The organism is Natrinema pallidum DSM 3751, assembly GCF_000337615.1.
Lineage (GTDB): Archaea > Halobacteriota > Halobacteria > Halobacteriales > Natrialbaceae > Natrinema > Natrinema pallidum.
Map to the genome: position 1 here is coordinate 1 of NZ_AOII01000021.1, position 19,376 is coordinate 19,376.

At 61.8% G+C, this 19,376-nt stretch carries 15 protein-coding genes and 4 pseudogenes; 2 read left to right on the top strand and 17 right to left on the bottom strand.

The annotated features are described in order from the left end of the window. Positions 1 to 133 precede the first annotated feature (133 nt). The 9 genes from argF to C487_RS02295 form a co-directional block, all read right to left on the bottom strand. Complete coding sequence (gene argF, locus C487_RS02255) at positions 134 to 1,054, bottom strand: ornithine carbamoyltransferase (RefSeq protein ID WP_006184044.1); 921 nt, start codon at positions 1,052 to 1,054, stop codon at positions 134 to 136. 52 nt (positions 1,055 to 1,106) lie between these two features. Continuing rightward, positions 1,107 to 2,216, bottom strand: coding sequence for a [LysW]-lysine hydrolase (locus tag C487_RS02260; protein WP_006184045.1), 1,110 nt, complete (start codon positions 2,214 to 2,216; stop codon positions 1,107 to 1,109). After that, complete coding sequence (locus C487_RS02265; RefSeq protein ID WP_006184046.1) at positions 2,213 to 3,367, bottom strand: aspartate aminotransferase family protein; 1,155 nt, start codon at positions 3,365 to 3,367, stop codon at positions 2,213 to 2,215. The genes C487_RS02260 and C487_RS02265 overlap by 4 nt, the downstream gene beginning before the upstream one ends. Beyond that, positions 3,364 to 4,230: an acetylglutamate/acetylaminoadipate kinase gene (locus C487_RS02270; protein WP_006184047.1), complete on the bottom strand. Its 867-nt coding sequence runs from the start codon at positions 4,228 to 4,230 to the stop codon at positions 3,364 to 3,366. The genes C487_RS02265 and C487_RS02270 overlap by 4 nt, the downstream gene beginning before the upstream one ends. Position 4,231: 1 nt before the next feature. Next, a complete protein-coding gene (gene argC, locus C487_RS02275; protein ID WP_006184048.1) occupies positions 4,232 to 5,308 on the bottom strand; it encodes an N-acetyl-gamma-glutamyl-phosphate reductase in 1,077 nt (358 codons plus the stop codon). Beyond that, a complete protein-coding gene (gene lysX / locus C487_RS02280) occupies positions 5,308 to 6,183 on the bottom strand; it encodes a lysine biosynthesis protein LysX (RefSeq protein WP_049907823.1) in 876 nt (291 codons plus the stop codon). Before lysX ends, argC begins: the two co-directional genes overlap by 1 nt. Positions 6,184 to 6,185: 2 nt before the next feature. Then, positions 6,186 to 6,350, bottom strand: coding sequence for a lysine biosynthesis protein LysW (gene lysW / locus C487_RS02285; RefSeq protein ID WP_006184050.1), 165 nt, complete (start codon positions 6,348 to 6,350; stop codon positions 6,186 to 6,188). Between the two features lie 228 nt (positions 6,351 to 6,578). Continuing rightward, on the bottom strand, positions 6,579 to 8,168 hold the full coding sequence (gene argH, locus C487_RS02290; RefSeq protein WP_006184051.1) for an argininosuccinate lyase: 1,590 nt from the start codon (positions 8,166 to 8,168) through the stop codon (positions 6,579 to 6,581). A 2-nt stretch (positions 8,169 to 8,170) separates the two neighbouring features. Then, a complete protein-coding gene (locus C487_RS02295; RefSeq protein ID WP_006184052.1) occupies positions 8,171 to 9,409 on the bottom strand; it encodes an argininosuccinate synthase in 1,239 nt (412 codons plus the stop codon). Between the two features lie 786 nt (positions 9,410 to 10,195). On the opposite strand from C487_RS02295, the pseudogene C487_RS19200 reads away from it, so the two are divergent. Continuing rightward, a pseudogene (locus C487_RS19200) lies at positions 10,196 to 10,953 on the top strand (IS6 family transposase). Positions 10,954 to 11,105: 152 nt separating this feature from the next. Then, positions 11,106 to 11,192 (top strand): annotated as a pseudogene (locus tag C487_RS20040) (IS6 family transposase); the annotation flags it as partial. Positions 11,193 to 11,288: 96 nt separating this feature from the next. Here the strand turns inward: C487_RS20040 and C487_RS02300 are convergent. The 8 genes and pseudogenes from C487_RS02300 to C487_RS21390 all read right to left on the bottom strand — a co-directional run bounded on the left by C487_RS02300 (position 11,289) and on the right by C487_RS21390 (position 18,548). Beyond that, the gene (locus C487_RS02300) at positions 11,289 to 12,113 is read right to left on the bottom strand and encodes a hypothetical protein (RefSeq protein ID WP_006184053.1); all 825 of its coding nucleotides are present in this window, start codon (positions 12,111 to 12,113) and stop codon (positions 11,289 to 11,291) included. 119 nt (positions 12,114 to 12,232) lie between these two features. After that, a complete protein-coding gene (locus tag C487_RS02305) occupies positions 12,233 to 12,466 on the bottom strand; it encodes a hypothetical protein (protein WP_152422457.1) in 234 nt (77 codons plus the stop codon). Between the two features lie 241 nt (positions 12,467 to 12,707). Next, positions 12,708 to 13,394 (bottom strand): hypothetical protein, encoded by a 687-nt coding sequence (locus C487_RS21810; RefSeq protein WP_049907812.1) that lies wholly within the window; start codon positions 13,392 to 13,394, stop codon positions 12,708 to 12,710. A gap of 1 nt (position 13,395) precedes the next feature. Continuing rightward, on the bottom strand, positions 13,396 to 14,334 hold the full coding sequence (locus C487_RS02315) for a hypothetical protein (RefSeq protein ID WP_049907813.1): 939 nt from the start codon (positions 14,332 to 14,334) through the stop codon (positions 13,396 to 13,398). After that, a pseudogene (locus C487_RS02320) lies at positions 14,331 to 15,602 on the bottom strand (eCIS core domain-containing protein). The gene C487_RS02315 and the pseudogene C487_RS02320 overlap by 4 nt, the downstream one beginning before the upstream one ends. Positions 15,603 to 15,911: 309 nt before the next feature. Next, positions 15,912 to 16,028, bottom strand: a pseudogene (locus C487_RS19205) (eCIS core domain-containing protein); the annotation flags it as partial. Between the two features lie 221 nt (positions 16,029 to 16,249). After that, entirely contained in the window at positions 16,250 to 17,119 is an 870-nt protein-coding gene (locus C487_RS02325; protein ID WP_006184060.1) for a hypothetical protein, read from the bottom strand. Positions 17,120 to 17,132: 13 nt separating this feature from the next. Next, positions 17,133 to 18,548, bottom strand: coding sequence for an eCIS core domain-containing protein (locus C487_RS21390; protein ID WP_006184061.1), 1,416 nt, complete (start codon positions 18,546 to 18,548; stop codon positions 17,133 to 17,135). Positions 18,549 to 19,376 lie beyond the last annotated feature (828 nt).

Here is a 19,376-nt window from a genome sequence, read left to right on the forward strand (position 1 = left end):
CGGACCGATCATCGATCACGTCGTCTACGGCATCGCGCTCGGTGTCGTGTACGCCGCCGTCGTCCCGCGACTCTCCACGTATCGCGGGTAGAATCGCCCCGCAGCGTGGCCCGCTCCCGTCGGGACGGCGGACTCACTCGAGCAACCAACGCAGCAACGCCTTCTGGGCGTGGAGCCGATTCTCGGCCTGATCGAAGACGATCGAACGGTCGCCTTCGATGACCGCATCGGTGATCTCCTCGCCGCGATGGGCCGGCAGACAGTGCATCACCGACGCCTCGGGGGCGTGCTCGAGCAGGTCCGAACACACCTGGAAGCCCTCGAAGTCGTTCATACGGACATCGCGTTCGTCCTCCTGCCCCATGCTGATCCAGACGTCCGTGTAGATGATATCGGCGTCGCCGACCGCCTCGACGGGATCGGTTGTGACCGTCGGATCGCCACCCAGGGTCCGCGCGCGCTCGAGGACATCGTCGTCGATCCCATAGCCCGCGGGCGTCGCGACCGTCAGGTCGATATCGGTCAGCGCCGCGCCGAGCGTAAACGACTGAGCGACGTTGTTACCGTCCCCGATCCAGACCGCCGAGACGTCCTCGAGTCCACCCATGTGTTCGCGAATCGTCAGCAGATCAGCGAGCGTCTGACAGGGATGGGCGTCGTCGGTGAGGCCGTTGACGATGGGCACCGAGGAGTACTCCGCGAGCACCTCGGCGTTCTCGTGTTTGAACACGCGGGCCATCACCGCGTCAACGTACCGCGAGAGGGTCCGTGCGGTGTCTTTCAGCGGCTCGCCGCGGCCGAGTTGGATGTCGTCTTCCCCGAGGAAGACGGCGTGGCCGCCGAGTTGGGTCATCCCCGTCTCGAAGGAGACGCGGGTCCGCGTGCTCGGTTTTTGGAAGATCATCCCGAGGGTCTGCCCGTCGAGGTCGGCGTGATCCGCACCCGCCCGCTGGGCGCGCTTGTACTCGCCGGCCTGCTCGAGGATCGTCAGGAGTTCGTCGCGCGAAACGTCGTCGATGTCGAGGAAGTGTGTCGGATCGGAATCGGTCGTCATGGTTGATCACCGCGTGTCTGTGGTTGCGCTGCTGTCGGTGTCTTCGTCGCCGTCATTCGTCGCCCTCGCGAAGCGTCGTCGCGACCCGCTCGAGGACCGCGACCGCCTGATCGAACGCCGGCAGCGAGAGCCGTTCGTCGGGCGCGTGGTCGAGTTCGGAGTTGCCGGGGCCGTAGGTCACCATGGGGCAGTCCCAGGCGTCGGCGTAGAGGTTCATGTCGCTGGTCCCGGTCTTGCGGAGCAAGCGTGGCTCGCCGTCCTCCGCGCGGATGGCCGCCCGAAAGGCGCGAGCGACTTCGGTACGGGGACTCTCCATCACCGGCGGGATCGGCTCGTCCCAGGAGACGGTCCCGATCTCGAGTTCCGCTTCGGCCGTCTCGCGGACCGTCTCGACGTCTATCGACGGGGGGACCCGCAACTGGGCCTCGAGGGTCGCTTCGACGGAGAGGCCGTCCTCGGTGATCCCGCCGTCGATGGCGACGGGTTTGGCGGTTACGCGCTCGAAGACGGGCGCGGACTCGTCCTGTTCGAACGCGGCTTCGACGCCCGTCCACCAGTCCGTCGCGTGCTGGATGGCGTTGGGTTCGGGCCGGGAGGTGTGACCCGATTCGCTGGTCGCGACGTACGTCCCGTTGAGGAAGCCACGGTAGCCGAGCGTGATCCCCGTCGCACCGCTCGGTTCGCCGTTGACGACGGCATCGGGTTCGGCCTCCCGATCGGCCACGAGGTGGCGGGCACCCAGGGAACTCGTCTCCTCCTGGACGACGCCGACGAAGGAGACGCCGGTCCGGACGGCCGCGACGGCCATCGCGGCCAGCGGCCCCGTCGCGTCGACGCTGCCCCTCCCCCAGAGGAGGTCCTCGCCCGCGTTGGCGACCGCGGCGTCCTCGTCCGCGGCGTCAGCAGTGTCGACGCGGACCGGAATCTCGCCGGGGACAGTATCGACGTGTGAGGTCAGGAGGACGGCGTCGTCCGCCGGGGCGCGAACGTTGCCGACCGCGTCGATCCGGGCCTCGCGGCCGTAGGCGTCGAAGAACTCGACGAGGCGCTCGGCGGCGGCCTCCTCCTCGCCGGACGGCGACGGCGTGGCGACGAGATCGATCAGGAGGTCGCGGGCCGCCTCGAGCGGGACGTCGGCGGTGTCTTCCATGGTCGCACTCATGATTGGGAGTCGGTCTCGGGTTCGATGGTCGCCGTCAGCGCGTCCACGAGTTGCTCCGCTTCGGCCTCATCGATCACGAGCGGCGGCAGCAGACGTAGCACGGTCCGGCCAGCAGGCAACGCGAGGACCTGCTGGGTCATCGCCAGGTCACGAGCGACCCGGTTCGCCCCGCGTTTCAACTCGATGCCAACGAGGAGGCCGCGGCCGCGGACCTCGCGGACCGCATCGCCCAGCGCCGCCTCGAGTTCGGTGACCAGATAGTCGCCGATCTCGGCGGCGTGGGCGGGATACTCCGCCTCGACCAGCGTCGAGATCGTCGCGTGGACGGCCGCGGCGACGACGGGGCCGCCGCTGAACGTGGCGTTGTGGGAAGCCGCACCGTCGGCGATCCAGTCCTGGACCGCGACCGCGCCGACGGGCAGGCCGTTGCCGAGTCCCTTCGCCGTCGTCAGGACATCCGGCGTGATGCCCGCGTGCTGACAGGCCCACAGCTCGCCGGTGCGACCCATTCCGGTCTGAACCTCGTCCAAGACGAGCGCCGCGCCGGCTTCCGCGGTCAGTTCGCGGGCCGTCTCGAGGTACCCCGCCGACGGGACGTTGATCCCGCCCTCGCCCTGGATCGGCTCGAGGATGACGGCTGCCGTCTCGTCGTCGACGGCAGCGGCGAGTTCCTCGCCGTCGCCGTAGGGGACGAATTCCACGTCGCCGGCCAGGGGCTCGTAGGGCTTCTTGTACTTGTCCTTCCAGGTGGCCGCGAGCGACCCCATCGTCCGCCCGTGGAACGAGCGGGTCGCGGCGACGATCTTCGACTCGCCGGTCGCCGAGCGGGCGAACTTCAGCGCGGCCTCGTTGGCCTCGGTCCCGGAATTGCAGAACCAGGCCGACTCGAGGCCGTCCGGTGCGGCCGCGACGAGCGCAGCGTAGGCGTCCTCGCGCGACTGGACGGGATACGAGGAGTCGACGAACGTCAGGTCACCGACCTGCTCCCGTACCGCGTCGACGACCGCCGGATGAGAGTGACCCAGCGGGGTACAGGCGTAGCTCGCACCGGCGTCCAGATACTCCGTGCCGTCGTCGGTGTAGAGGTACGGCCCCTCACCGCGTTCGATACCGATCGGTTTGCTTCCGGAGATGAAATCGAGGTCGCTCATTCGTCGGCCTCCGTGTCAGCGTCGTGTTCGTCCGCGAGCGCGCCGGGCTCGAGGGTCGTCCCCGCACCGGCCAGCGCGCTCGTGATCGGTTCGTCCGCGTTGGCCGTCGCGACGGTGACCGACGCGGCCCCGCCCTCGAGGGCCTCCTCGGCGGCCATGACCTTCTTCGTCATGAACCCCTCGGCGGCGTCTTTGACCGCCTCGAACTCCTCGGGGGTCGACGCCGAGTCGATCGTCGTCGACTCGTCGTCGGGGTCCTCGTAGATCCCCGAGACGTCCGTGAGGACGACGAGGTCGGCCTCGAGCGCGCCCGCGATGGCGGCAGCGGCGCGGTCGGCGTCGGCGTTGACCGCGGTGTAGCCGCCCGACTTCTCCTTGCCAAGCATGGGGACGGAGACGACTGGCGTGTAGCCGCCCGCGAGGATCGTCTCGAGCAGGTCGGCGTTGACCGACTCGATTTTCCCCGAGTGGTCGCCGCGCTTGATCTTTTTCTTGCCGTCCTCTTTGACGCGGACGGCGGACTTGCGCGTGCCACAGAGCAGTTTGCCGTCCGTGCCGGCGAGGCCGACGGCGTCGACGCCCTCGTTGTGCAGGCTCTCCACGAGGTCCGTGTTGAGCCTGCCGGGCATGACCATCTTGAAGACGTCCATCGTCTCCTCGTCGGTAAAGCGCCCGACGACGCCGCCGGGCGTTTCGACGTACGTCGGCTCTTTGCCGAGTTCCTCCAAGGTCTCGTCGACGGCGGTCGAGCCGCCGTGGGTCAGGACGACATCCTCGCCATCGTCGACGAGCGAGGCGACATCCGCGAGCGCGCCCTCAGGATCGACGGCGCGTGCACCGCCGATCTTGACAACGGTCGTCATCTCAGGGAGCCCCTACGGGATGCAGTCCCGTAAACTCGAGTCCGGCGGTCTCCTCGAGCCCCAGCGCGACGTTGGCGGCGTGGACCGCCTGCCCCGCGGAGCCTTTCATCATGTTGTCGATGGCCGAGAAGACGACGATGCGCTCGTTCGACGGGTCGAGTTCGAAACCGACCTCAGCGAGGTTGGTGCCGGCGACCGCCTTTGGCTCCGGATACCGATACACACCGGAGCCGCCGGCGGCCATGCGAACGAACGGCTCGTCCTCGTAGCAACCCCGATAGGCCTGCCAGAGGTCGCCCTTCGAGACCGGGCTCGAGGGGAAGACGTGGTTCGTCGCGCTCGCGCCGCGAACCATATCCACGGCGTGGCAGGTGAACGCGACCGACGTACCGAGGAACTGTTCGATTTCGGCCTCGTGGCGGTGGCCCGTCGGCGCGTACGGACGCACGACCCCCGAGCGTTCGGGGTGGCTCGAGGCCTCGCCGCCGCCGGCTCCCCCCTCGGAGGAGCCGACCTTGACGTCGACGACGACCTGCTCGCCGCCTTCCAGGATATCGTGCTCGAACAGCGGGTAGAGCCCGAGGATCGTCGCGGTGGCGTTACAGCCGCCCCCGGCGATGAGTTCGGCACCTGCGAGGTTTTCGCGGTTGATCTCGGGAAGGGCGTATTCCGCCTGCTCGAGGTATTCGGGTGCCTCGTGGCCGTCGTACCACTCGTCGTACTGGGCCTCGCTCTCGAGGCGGAAGTCCGCCGAGAGGTCGACCACGGTATCCGCGACCTCGAAGAAGTCGTCGATCCGGCCCATGGAGACGCCGTGTGGCGTCGCCGCGAACAGAACGTCGACGCTCTCCAAATCCGCGGGTTCGGTAAAGCGCAGGGCCGATCCGCGCAGCGGCGGATGGACGGAGCCGACGCTCTTGCCGGCCTTCGACCGGCTCGTGACCTCGGTAATCTCGACGTTGGGATGCCCGGCGAGCAGTCGCAGCAACTCGCCGCCGGTGAAGCCGCTCCCGCCGATGACGCTCGCGGTGACCGTCTCGTCGTTTGCGTCCGCGCCGGTCTCGGTGCCGACCGCCATCAGACGGTCACCTCGAGTTCGTCGGCGGCCGCTTGCGCTTTCCCCTCGAGCCAGTCGACGACGGTGGCTGCGATGTCCGTCTCGACGGCGTCGTCGAGGGCCTTGAACTCGACGGTGTGGTTGACCTCGTGGACCGTATACGAATCGCCGGTTTCCATCAGGTCAATGCCCAACAGGCCGCCGCCGACGGCATCGCTGGCCTTCCGGACGAGCGCCAGGGCCTCGTCGTCGAGGTCGAAAGCGTCCGTCTCCGCACCCTTCGCGGCGTTGGTGATCCAGTGGTCCGACGAACGGACCATCGCCGCGATGGGCTCGCCGTCGGTCGCGAGCACGCGGATGTCACGCCCGGGTTTCTCGACGAACTCCTGGACGTAGAACACCTTGTGCTCGTAGTGACCCAGCGTCGCCTTGTGCTCGAGGATAGCCTCCGCGGCCGACTCGGAGTCGATCTTGGCCATCAGGCGGCCCCACGACCCCACGACGGGTTTGAGCACGCATGGATACCCGAACTCCTCGATGGCGTCCATCGCGGTCTCTTTGGTGAACGCGACCTTCGTCGCGGGCGTGGGTACGCCCGCCTTCTCGAGGGCGAGGCTGTTCTGTACCTTGTCCGCGCAGATGGCTGCGGTCTCGTGGCTGTTGACCACGGGGATGCCGTAGGTCTCGAAGAACTGCGTGGCGTACAGGCTCCGGCTCGTGGCGAGACAGCGATCGACGACGATGTCGAGGCCGTCGAACGCCGCGGGAGCCGCCGCGATGTCGAAGGTCTGTTTGCGGACGTCGATCTTCGTGACCTCATGGTCACGCTCGCGAAGCTCGGTGAGGAGGAGCTTTTCGTCCTTGCGGATCCGTGAGTAGAGGAGTCCTACTTGCAAGGTCACTCACCCCAGTCCTCTTCGAGCTCGGGGGCTCGCTCGAGGACTGGCGGCTCCGTGTCGACGACTTCCAGCTCGGCTCCACAGGTCGTACAGTCGATGATCTCACCCACTTCCAGATCGTCGTGCAGGGATACTTCGGCCCCACACTCGACGCAGTCGGTCATTGTACTCCCATGTGTGTACCGGGATACCTTAAATCCTTCGAACCTACCAATAAAATTATAATAGCTTCACTCCCCTCTAACGGGGCATCATACCCAAATGGCGGCAATTTTTGTTCAGCATATCAGTTATTCGGTGTTTTGTCCCCTTGCGGGGATCGCCGCCGACCCGGCCGAACGGCGGCGTGTGGCGTCGCTCGTGGTCTCGTTCCGGATGGGCGACAGCCGGCCTCAGACATAGCCGTTCACCTCCGACCGGAGCGCCTCGCGTGCCGTTTCGAGCCCGTCGGTCGCGGCCGCATGCGACTCCTCGTCGGCCGCAAGCGACTCGCGAGCCGACTCGATCTGGGGAGCGACCGCGTCGGGCGCGGGGCCACCCTGTGAGTCGCGGCTCGCGACGCTTTCGGCCGGCTCGAGCGCCTTTTCGACGGCCGCGGGTTCGACGTGGGCCGCGAGCGATTCGCCGAGTACGTCCTGGGCTGCGGCCTCGAGCGCGTCGTAGTCGGCACCGTTGTCGGCCGCGAGGGCCACGAGTTCGTGCGCCGTCCGGAACGGTACCCCGTTGGCCGCCAACAGATCCGCGACGCCGGTCGCCGTGGAGAAACCGTCGCCGGCCGCCGCGGCGAGGGTCGCCTCGTTCCAGTCGGCCGTCGCCACCGCGCCCGCCGCGACCTCGCTGGCCTCGGTGACCGCGTCGACGGTCTCCCAGGCGTGGGTCGTCGCCCGCTGGAGGTCGCGGTTGTACGCGCGGGGCAGCCCCTTCAGCGTCGTCGTCAGCCCCTGGACGCCGCCGGCCGCGTCGCCCGCGACCGCGCGGACCAGTTCCAGCGTATCCGGGTTCTTCTTCTGGGGCATGATCGACGACGTCGAGGAGTAGTCGTCGGCCAGATCGACGAAGCCGCGGTTCGCGAAGATGATCACGTCCTCCGCCAGCCCCGACAGCGTCGTCGCATGGGTCGACAGCGCCTGGGTCGTCTCGAGCAGGAAATCCCGACTCGAGGCGGCGTCCATCGAATTTACCACCAGCCCGTCGAACCCCAGCAGGTCGGCGACGCGCTCGCGATCGATGTCGAAGGTCGTGCCCGCGAACGCCGCGCCACCCAGCGGCGACTGGTTGATCCGGCCGTAGACCTCGAGCAAGCGTTCGGTGTCGCGGCGAACCGCGCCCTCGTAGGCCAGCGCCCAGTGTCCCACGGTGGTCGGCTGGGCGGGCTGGAGGTGCGTGTAGCCGGGCATGATCGTCTCAGTGTGCGCTTCGGCGACATCGACGAGCGACTCGCGCAGCGCGAGCGTCGTCTCGATCGCCTCGAGAACGTCCTCGCGCAGGCGATAGCGGATGCAGGCCGCGACCTCGTCGTTGCGCGATCGTGCGGTGTGCATCTTCCCGCCGTCCGCGCCACTGCGCTGGATGACTGCGGTCTCGATGGCCTCGTGGACGTCCTCGCCGTCGGGCACGGAGCCGTGGCCGTCGACTTCGATCGCGTCGAGAGCGGTCAGGATCTGGCCGGCCACGTCGTCGTCGATGATGCCCTGTTCGGCGAGCATGACCGTGTGTGCGCGGTCGACCTCGAGGTCGGCCTCGAAGATGCGTTCGTCCGCCGCGAGCGAGGAGAGGAAGCTCCGGGCGGGGCCACCGCTGAAGCGGTCCCGGCGGACGACACCGTCGGATCGGAGATCCGACGAAGATCGCGATCCGGTGGATCGCTCACCGCCCTCGTCGCCGCCGTCAGAGCGAGACGCCGACGAGGTGTGCGGTTCGTCGGACTGTCCCCCGCCATCGGCTGTGAACTTACCGCCGTCGTGAGCGCTCTCCTCGGTCATGATTACTGGTCGTCTCCCGTCCCGCTCCCGTCGGTCGCGAGTTCGACTGCCTCGGCGTCGGCGTTGGCCGCGATCGCCTCGTTCGCGAGGCGGCGCTGGAAGCCGTGGTACTTCGCGACGCCGGTGGCGTCTTCCTGTTTGATCTTCCCGACGGTCTCGGTGTCGAAGGAGGCGTGTTCGGCCGAGTAGGCCGCGAACTTGCTGTCGCGAGCGACCGGGCGGGCCTGGCCGCCCTCGAAGCGGATCGTGACCGTGCCGGTCACGCGCTGTTGGGTCTCGTCGATGAAGCTCTCGAGCGCGCTCACGAGCGGGGCATCGATCAGCCCCTCGTAGCCCTTCTGGGACCACTGCTGGTCGATCTGGGTCTTGAACTGGCGCTCCTCCTGCGTGAGAACGAGCCCCTCGAGGGCCTCGTGGGCCGAAAGGAGGGTCGTCGCGCCGGGGTGCTCGTAGTTCTCGCGGACCTTCAGCCCGAGCATGCGGTCTTCCATCATGTCAGTGCGGCCGACGCCGTAGCTGCCGGCGAGTTCGTTGAGGTGTTCGATGAGTGCGACCGGCTCGTACTCCTGGCCGTCGACGGCGACTGGGTAGCCGTTCTCGAAGGTGATCTCGATCTCCTCGGTCTCGTCGGAGGGGTCTTCGGTCCACGCGTAGATCTCCGTCGAGGGAACGTAGTTCGGGTCCTCGAGGTCGTCGCCCTCGACCGAGCGGCTCCAGATGTTGGTGTCGATCGACCAGTCGCCGCCGCTGCCGCCCTCGACGGGGAGGTCCTTCTCGGCGGCGTACTCTTTCTCCCACTCGCGGGTGAGGCCGAGTTCGCGCACGGGGGCGATGACCTCGAGGTCGGAGCTACGCCAGACGGCCTCGAAGCGCAGTTGGTCGTTGCCTTTGCCCGTACAGCCGTGGGCAATGCCAGTACAGTCCTGTTCCTCCGCGACCTCCAGGATCGCGTCCGCGATCACGGGACGGGCAAGCGCCGTTCCCAGCGGGTAGCCCTGATAGGTCGCGTTCGCGCGAACGCTCTCGAGACAGAGTTGAGCGAATTCCGCTCGCGCGTCGACGACGTAGTGGTCGAGGCCGAGCGCCTCGGCAGTTTCTTCGGCTTCGTCGAACTCTTCGGCCGGTTGGCCGACGTCGACGGTAACGCCGATCACGTCGTCGTATCCGTATTCTTCCTCGAGCAGCGGGACACAGACCGTCGTGTCCAGACCGCCCGAAAACGCAAGTGCCACGCGGGTCATATCGTACTCGAGTAAATCCGCAGGATAGACTTAAATTCATTGGTTTCTATTTCGTAAATTAAAGGCAGAGATGCTGCTAACCCAAAATACTGCAGTTTCGGGAAATGCGAAACAGACCGGAACAGGGGGAGTAGTATAGTACGGGCTCAAAGGCCCGGTCGGAATCGCCGCGGCCGCCGCCGAGCGACGGACCCGTCGGTACCGAGAACGGCGAACACGGTACCGGCGAGACGGCTCATTGGTAGAGTGGTACAGGTCCACAGTCTTAAATCCTGCTACCCTGCGCGCTGGCGGTGTTCAGATAAGGATGAAGGATGAGGCGGTTCGTTTTCTGAGTGATCTATGCCCGAAAACGACCGCCTCAATGGTTGTTTAGAAGAGATTTACTCAATTATTAAATATGNCGCGGTTGTGCTGGACACACTTTCCGCACCCTGCTGCTTCGTACGTGACGCTTTCTATGACACGCTCTATTTAGTAAGGCACTGTCTAGAAGGAGAAACGCAAGACAGAGATTCGATGGCATTTCAAAATCACCTGTGAACCAATAACATACAATCTGACACAGAACACTTCTGTTCCGTGAGAGGGAAAGATCTGGATACTCCAGCATACCTCCCTCAAAGTATATGCCATTATTCACAGGCGGTGTTCAGATAAGGATGAAGGATGAGGCGGTTCGTTTTCTGAGTGATCTATGCCCGAAAACGACCGCCTCAATGGTTGTTTAGNAGGCGGTGTTCAGATAAGGATGAAGGATGAGGCGGTTCGTTTTCTGAGTGATCTATGCCCGAAAACGACCGCCTCAATGGTTGTTTAGACGAGATCAACTTAGAGTTTGTTGAACGAGAAGCGACACCGTGATTGCTGATGAAGCTCAGTATTCAGCTGCATCTCGCAGGACTCTCGCTTTCGAATACTGTATCTATTCTTGAGATATTCGGTGTCGAACGCGCTCGATCAACCGTTCACAATTGGGTTCACAAGGCCGATCTACAGCCCGAATCTGATCGGTGTCCGGATCACGTTGCGGTNCAATTGGGTTCACAAGGCCGATCTACAGCCCGAATCTGATCGGTGTCCGGATCACGTTGCGGTTGACGAGACTGTGATCCAACTGAATAGTGAGCAGTATTGGCTGTACGCCGTCCTCAGAACGCTTTGCGTTCTGATGGGCTGCGAAAATCGCAAATCGATTTTCGAACGCAGTTGATCCTAAGACAAACGAATTGCTCCATACAAAGCTTGAGCCGACAACAACGAAGGTTCTTGCTCATTCGTTTCTTACGGAACTCTCCAAGAAACACGACGTCTCCGACGCCGTGTTTCTCGTCGATGGATCGCATTCGTTACAAGATGCATGTCAGCGTCACGGCTTCGATTTCAGATACGAGAAACATGGAAATCGGAATGCTGTTGAACGTGTCTTTCGAGAGATAAAGCGACGAACTTTCTGTTTCTCAAACTGCTTTAGCAATGCCGAAGCAGAAACTGCCGACGACTGGCTCAGATCGTTCAGCTTCGCATGGAATCAGCTTATCTGAACACTACCTATTCACACCACTATAGGAGTAATAACAGCCGAAACGTCGCTTTCTTCCAAGGTACGTGTTTAGCCCCAGTAAATTTCGCCACTGTCTCGTAGCAGGCGGCCAATCGGGGAGATATGCACCCTCAGCAAGGGCTAATTGNCTGTTTCTCAAACTGCTTTAGCAATGCCGAAGCAGAAACTGCCGATGACTGGCTCAGATCGTTCAGCTTCGTATGGAATCAGCTTATCTGAACACTACCATTCGACCACATCATGGACGACGTACATCGGCTGCGGTTTCGAGAACCTCTGACGAGCGGTCTGGAATCTGTGCTATTCGCCTGTGCGTTAGCCGTTGCCTGGTTTCCAAGACGACACCGGGCTGTCTGTCGAGTAGTATTCCTCGTACTGGTTGTACATCTGTTGCTTTCTCGTTCCTTCGACCGTCCCGAGACCTTGCTGCTGGAAGACGCTCGGCGGTTCACACCCCATGAGGAGATAGCAGTCGCGGACCTGATTCCCGAGGTGGGAGAACAGCAACTCGCGAGTCGAATCGAATACCTCGGGGTCTAACGGGAGCAATTCCAGACTCGCGTCCGGTTCGCGCTCGTGGCGGCCGTCCCCAGTGGTTCGCTCGGCAGTGATCCTATCGCCGTGCAAATAATGCACGTCCGAAACCGCCTCGATTTCAAACTCCGGGAGAGAGACGGCCAGTTCCGCATCGCCCTGAACGAGCGCCGTCAGGTCCTCGAGCGAGGGATCCACATCGCCAAACACGTTCTCGAGGGTCTGTGCCGGGTCGCTGAAATACTCGGCAAACCGATCGGTCATCGGCGGCTCCTGTTCGAGCGGGTCCGGTTCGACGTACAGATCCTGCCGGTAGGCGATGATGTCGGCTGGATCGATCCCGTTGACGGGCAACTCCGTAGTCCTGTCAGCATCGTGAAGTCGAAGACACTCGATGAACTCGCCGAAGTATTCGTCGACTGTTGCTGGCGGCGTCGCACCGACGGCCATCATTGCGCCGACGATAGCATCCGGGTTCTTGTATCGGGGCAGGGTCTCGTAACCACGCTCGCGGTAGACGTGCCACTTGGCAAACCGGCGAGCCTGATTACCGTGCTCGGTCTCTTCGGGCGTTCGGCCAGCCGGATCGTTTGCGTATTCCTCCACTTCATGATAATTGATCTCACCGTCAGAACCCATTTCAACCAGATGTTCAACATCATTGTTATCAATGATGCTGAGACCAATTCGCTCGGACTCTCCTGTAATTAGGGCATCCATTCTAATCACCTTCTACTCTTGGCATCGCCAGTCGAGTCGCCCTCTTCGGCCTGCCAGATATCTTCCTTAATGATCTCCATGAGCTGCTGGGCTTGCTCATCTAGGTCGCCACTGAGCCCGTCCCAGTTGTTGTCCGCGTAGGCATAGACGGTTCCGAACCCGATACTTGCCACCGCCCCGCCGATTGTCGAACTGGTCAACAGTGCTGCCAACACTGTCGCCCCAGTCGATGCACCCACGTCCGTCCAGAGACCGCTTGAAAGCCCGCTCTTAATGCGGTCCCGCTGGTCGTCAGTAAGGGCGATCTGATCGAGCGAATCCTGCAGCGACTTCTCGATGTGTATGTGTTTACCCCCAGAAATCGCAGGAGGACAGTAGGTTCAAAATCGGGGAATTCAATTAGAAATCCGTAAAATTCGACCGCCNACTGAGAGATATATAAATCAAATAGAGGGTGCTGTTTTCAGCCGTCTCAGTGGCTCAGCCAGGAACTCTATGGGGGTAAACACATGCCTCGATGTTTTCCTTTGCCTGCGTGATTTCGGACTTCGACGGGAGTTCTTTGTCTACGTATTCCGTCCCGTTCTCGCTGAGATCGGTCTCCTCGACATCGATGTCCGTTACGAGTTCCTGGAACTCGCGCATCGAATCGACTTCTGCTAACCGACTATTCGCCTCTGCGTACGTCGCAATCTCGTCCAGAAGGAATGCGTACTGCCGGTCGTTCTGCGTCTCCCGGAATTCACCTGCGTCGTCCTGACCTTCGAAGAGCGCGAGCGCGTCGAACATCTTCCCTTTCGGCAGTCGCTGCACATGGACATCCGTGCCGAGCCGATTCACCGTCAGCGGTTCTTCGCCCGACAGCGCCTCTTTCGCGGCCTCGTCGGCCTCCCGCTCGAGGCCCGGACCGGGATCGATCTCGAGTTCCCCATTCGGCTTGGGCATCATCGAGAACGGCGCGCCGCCGTGTTGCTGTGTGACGTGGGCGAGTTCATGGGCCAGCATCGGGTCGGTTCGTGCGACGGGCCCCTGCTGGCGCGTCGTCGATCGAGTACTCGAGTGGGTTTGGGCTCGAGTCCGGAACGCAGTGTGCCCTTGCTCCCCTTCACGATCGGTCTCGCGGTGTTGATGTGACCGGCGTTTCCGGTTCGCCCGTCGCTTGCCCATCTTAGGAGCGCGTAGGGGTCCACGTACTCGGTGATTCGGCAAACAGATAATATCGCTCGTACATATCATTGATCTGCTGTTTGATTGTGCCGCGATAGGTGCCAAAGCCCTGGTGTTGGAACGCTTCCGGCGGCTCTTCACCCATCATCAGGAATCGATCGCGAACCTGGGCGCTCAGATTCGTCACTAACAGGAGTTTGAACAGTTCGAACTGCTCAAGATTTAGCGGCGGGAGTTCGATCTGTGCATCGGGCTCGCGGTCCAGCGGTGATTCGGCTGTCGTGGTTTGTTCGGTTCTACCGTCAGTGTGTAGAGAGTGCATCTCTGACACTGCTTCCAGGTCGAACGACGGAAGCTCAGTCTCCAGTCGGTCCTCGTGGTTGAACAGAGACGAGAGTTGGTGTTCGAGGTTATCGGATTCGTCGAAGACTACGCTCAGGTCTGCCCGAATCTCAGCCGCAAGGTCGTTGTACTGCTCGGCCAGCGATGAATCCTCTGTCAGAGGATCGGGCGAGAGATAGAGGTCTTTCCGGTAGATGAACACGTCATCGGGGTGCGCGTCATCAAAGGGGAGGTCCAACGATGAATCGTCGTAGTGGCTCTCAAGTTGGGTCCTGAGGTCGCCGAAGTGCCCCTCAACGGTGTCGCTGGAGAGTGCTGACACCGCGATCATCGCAGCGACGAGACAGTCCGGATTCTCGTGGCGAGGCAGCGTCTCGTACCCCCGTTCCTTGTAGACGTGCCACTTGGCAAAGCGCCGGGCCTGTCGGACGTGCTCGTTTTCCGCCTGCGTGCGCTCTGCTGGGTAATCCGAGTACCCGTCTTGTTCGTGGTACTTGATCTCTCCGTCACATATCATTTCGATTCCGTGATCTACACCATTATTATCCTGAACTTTAACACCGATTCGTTTGGACTCTCCTGTAATAACTGCCTTCATTGTTCATACTCCGCATCCATATCCAAGTCACCAGTCGACTCACCTTCACTAGTCAGATAACCTTGATCCTCGAGTTGTTTGGTGAGTTTCTGCATGCGCTCCTGGATATCGCCATCGAGGTTGCCGAACCAGTTTTTCAGGCTCACGAGGCCGAGTCCCGTGACTAACCCTGCAAGCGGCGTGAGCAGAGAGCCCACGAGATACGACGCGATGGGTGTCCCGAGGTTAACCCAGTCGCCAGTGTCGATCCCACTCTCGAGTTTCTGGCGCTGGTCGTCTGTCAACGCCACGTCCTCGAGTTTGTCCTCGAGTTCGTCGTTGAGTTCCGCCAATTTCTCCCCGATATCGTGCTCTTTCATATAGAGGCGGCCTTCGAGGACTCCTTTTTGCTCTACGTCGGCAGTTACCTCATCCGCCTCCTCGTAGAAGTCAGTGACCACCTCGCGGAGGTACTTGATCCGGTTTTGGTTTTGGCTCTCCCGAAACTCGCTAATATCCGATTCGTCTTCGTTTTCGAGTTCCAGCATTGCCAGCGTCTCCAGCGCCTCGTGCTTTGGCGCTCGCTGCACGTGGACATCCGTCCCCAGCCGATTCACCGTCAGCGACTCTTCGCCCGACAACGCCTCTTTCGCGGCCTCGTCGGCCGCCCGCTCGAGGCCCGGATCGGGATCGATCTCGAGGTCGGCGTCCCTCTGGGGCATCATCGACAGCGGCGCGCCGCCGTGTTGCTGTGTGACGTGGGCGAGTTCGTGGGCCAGCAGGAACTGGCCGTCCGCCGACTGCGGGTCGTACTCGCCGGCGTTGAACACGATGTCGTTCCCGCAGGTGAACGCCTTCGCGTCGATCGCGTCAGCGGCCTTGGCCCCCGTATGGATGCGTACGTTCGAAAAATCTGTCCCCATCTACTCCTCGAGTAACTCCTGAACCGACCACTCGAGGGGCATGCCGCCGCTGCCGATGCCGTCCAACACCTGGTCAGGTACCTCGTCTTGTGAGGTGGCGGTGCCGTCCATCGCGCGCTGGATGTTGCGCTCGTACTGCTCGCGGGCCTGCTGGCCAGGCGATCCCGATGCCACGATGTCTCCCTTCTCCGGCGAAAGAATCGCGTGGGCGAGCATCGGGTTGGCACGTTCGGTCGGCGTCTGCTGGCGACTCGTCGAACTGGCACTCGAGCGAGTTCGTGTCTGCGTGGTTGTTCGACCCGCTTCACGGTCGGTCTCGTGCTCGTCAGTCGACCGCCGCTTCCGGTGAGCCTTCTTCCTGGCCATCTATCGGCCCTCCGTGGGTGACACGGCAGTCGATAGCGCGACAGTCCGGGCGATAGTCATCTACGCTTTCATTCGAGTTATTATATATTAATTGCCATCATAAGAACATTCAGTTCTTATACTAGTGTATAGGTAGGCCAGTGTGAGACGTGAGCAGATCGTAGGGTGTAGTCTGGATCGATGCTCACAGACTTACTCAGCGAGAGCGACGCGGCAGAGTTCGATGAATGTTGGGAACGGGACTCTCCTCCAGATCGTCCGTGAGACGTTGAAGATCGATACTCAGGCGCATACCGCGGCTGCTTCGGTGAAGACGATCGCGTTCCCGCAGAACGTCTTTACGTCGATGGTATCAGCATCCTCGGCGGCCTTTGCACCCGTATGGATGCGCACGTTCGAGAGATCCACGTCCAGTCGTTCCTCGAGGACCATTGAAGGTCCGAGTCAAGCAGTCCTCACCGCTACAGCAATACTTTCCATCGCAGCCACACCACTAGTGTAGTGCTGTGCGGTGCTGATTATGACGTGGTCAGGCAGATTATACGGCGTCATCTCATCTAGCAGGAATTCATATCGGTCGTTAGTCGTCGGCTAGTCTCGTTCGACTACTGACCCGCCGACAACCGGACAGCCGGGGTCGCCATACGCTACTTTTCATCTGCGACAGCCCCAGCGATCCGGACCATTTCTTTCCCCTGTTCACCCAACCCGTAATCGAACTCGAGTGTGTATCCAGAGATATCTGCGTTCAGTTTGTGATAGGGAAGATATGGTCGCTGTTCTCGGAGATACCGTGTGGCTGCGTCATATAGTCCCGGCCCGATCACTCGATACGCTTCAGGTGGCTGTTCGCCCCTAAGGATATAGCAATCTCGGATCTGGCAGCGCAGGTGATAGGCGAAAAATTCCTGCGCAACGGCTAGTGATGGCAAATAATTGGGCTTCAGTTGCAATCGCGCATCGGGATCACGTTTGGGAAACGGTTGCTCGCCTAGCACCACCTGTTTTTCACGCTCGTCGTCCAGATAGAGGAAGTGAATGCCGGAGGTTGCCTCTATCTGGTCACTCTCGTTGAGGTAGACATCGAGCATATAGAGGACAAACTCGTCGTCGACAGCATCGGGTTCTGAAACAGGTGCTTTCACTTCTGGCAATCGACTGTTTATCTGGTCGAAGTACGTCCCGAAATACCGTTCGAATGCCTCTTCATCGAGTGACTCGATCGCCGTTTTGACGCGGTTCATTGACGCGGTGTCCCGCTCCCAGGACAGCACGTCGTACTCGGTCTCCTGAGCGACGTAGTATCTGGCATACCGGCGTGCCTGACTGACGTGTTCGTTCTCTTCGGGCGTTCGATTCAGTGGCTTATCTGGATATCCTTCTTGTTTGTGGAGGTGGATCTCTCCATTCAGACCCAGTTCAATCCCATGTTCGACGCCCTGGTTATCTTCTATCCGGATCCCAAACCGGGTTTTTCCCTTCTCGGTTTCTCGTTCGCCGTCTATTGTTGCTTGCATCTCGAAACCACCTCTAGTTGTAATCCTCCGGCGAGTATTCGTCCTCGTCGGTTTTATCATCAGTGAGTTTGTTCTTGCCGTAATTGAGCGCGATGCCAGTCAGTAGCGCGCCAAACGCGACAGTGATATTCTCAAGGAGACCGGCACCCTGAGAACCGACCATCTCAGCTTCGGATTGGATCATCGATGCGAACGTCGCATAGTCCGTTTGAGACTCGATCGCCTTATAGAGTGCCGCTGCAACGCCGCTGCTGACTCCTGCCTCGACTAGAAACTCTCGAAATGTGTTCTCGTCAGGCAGGTCCTCCTCGTGGAGTTCGGCGATGAGTTCTCGACAGTTGGTCTGAAACTCCGAGACAAGCTGTTTGTGCTTGCGAACCAATTCCTCCTGCTCCGATGAGAGGTCCATCTCCGTGAAGTCGGCATCGTGCAAAACCGTCACTGCCAACCCGTCGGCGAGTGGCGTCGGGGTCTCCTCGCGCATCGTCGTTGCGCCAGCGGCAGGATCGACAGTCACGCCCATCTCTGTACTGAGGTCGCTGATCTCGGCTGCAATTTCCTCGAGCGTCTCAACCGATGACTGTAATTTCTCTAACTTTTCCGGATCGATCCCGAGGAGAGTCCCTGTGCCGCCTTCCGCGATGACTGTTTCCTCTGTCTCGGTCATCCCCTGAAGGTATCCTGACAGATCTTTTGGTGTACGTTGAACGTGTACCTCGGTGCCCAGCCGACTCACGGTTAGGGGGTCCTCACCATGCAGCGCCTCTTTCGCGGCCTCATCGGCCTCCCGCTCGAGGCCTGGATCGGGATCGATCTCGAGGTCGGCGTCCCTCTGGGGCATCATCGACAGCGGCGCGCCGCCGTGTTGCTGTTTGACGTGGGCGAGTTCGTGGGCCAGCAGGAATTGGCCGTCCGCCGACTGCGGGTCGTACTCGCCGGCGTTGAACACGATGTCGTTCCCGCAGGTGAACGCCTTCGCGTCGATCGCCTCGGCCGCCTGGGTTGCTTTCGGCCCCGTGTGAACCCGCACGTTCCCGAAATCGGCGTCCATCCGGTCCTCCAACGTGCGCTGGAGACCGAACTCGAGCGGCCGCCCCCCGCTGCCGATCACATCCAGGACCTGCCCGGGAACCTCGCCCTCGGTCGTGTCGGTGCCCTCGAGCGAGCGCTGAATGCTCCACTCGCGCTTGCGCCGTGCGCGTTCGCCCGGTGCCGGGAGCGCCGTTCCCTCGGGGACTGTCGGTGGGTTAGCGGCCGGGCCGGCGATCAGTTCGTCGTGGTCCGCCGATCGGGTGCGGGTCTCCCCCGATCGGTGATCGCTCGTCCGTGATCGCGATTCCGTCCTCGAGGTCGTCCGGGAATCACGCTCCCGGGAATCGGAGGATTGCTTCGAACGCGTCGTTCGCTCCCGCTTTGTGTGCTCCCCCATGGATCACCACTCCGGTCTCCAGTCGGCGCGGGCGACTGTTTGTAGGGCGTCCGGCGAATGCATATCAGAATGATCAAACAGCACGACTGTTATTTTTGTGATTGATTGCGGAGATAGTATTTTCCGCTACACCGGATGGCTGCTGGCAGCAAATATAACGTCCTATCAATTTACTGGGCAAGGGTAGCGACATGTACGACCACTACGGGGACCACTTGCAGGCGGAGTTCGATCGGCTTCTGTCCGCCCTTACGATGCTTTCGGACACGTCGTCCGTCTCGGGCCGAGCGAGCGCCGACCCGCAATCGGCCTACGCTTCGCATCGAGACTGTCCACTGTCCGTTTCCCGACTGCGAGACGCGGGTGGCCGTCTGGGAGAAATACCGCGACGAGTACCTCGTGACGACCTTCGCCACGACCTTCCGAACTGCCACAGCGGAACATCCGTCGTACCATCGAGACCGCCCGCTATCTCCGTTACACCGGGACTGACGGCGACGACTGCGAAGACCACAACGAACTCGAAGCTTACGTGGGTAACCTGTCCACTCCTGTCAACGGGACGTTGACCCGTGAGCGCTGCTACGAAGCGTGTAAACGCTACTTGGCAACTTGACAGGCTTTCGCCGCTTTCGGCCCCATGTGAATCTGAACGTCGCCCAGCGAGTCACCCATACGCTCTTCGATCGCCTGGTCAGATACCTGTCCGGTCTCCGCCTTTGTGGCCGTTCGGGATTGATAACGTTCTGATCGCGATGGCTCTACCTCGTCACTCGTGGTTCGCGCCTAGACTCGATTGGACCGGGCTTTCATGATTGCGCTCGTGGG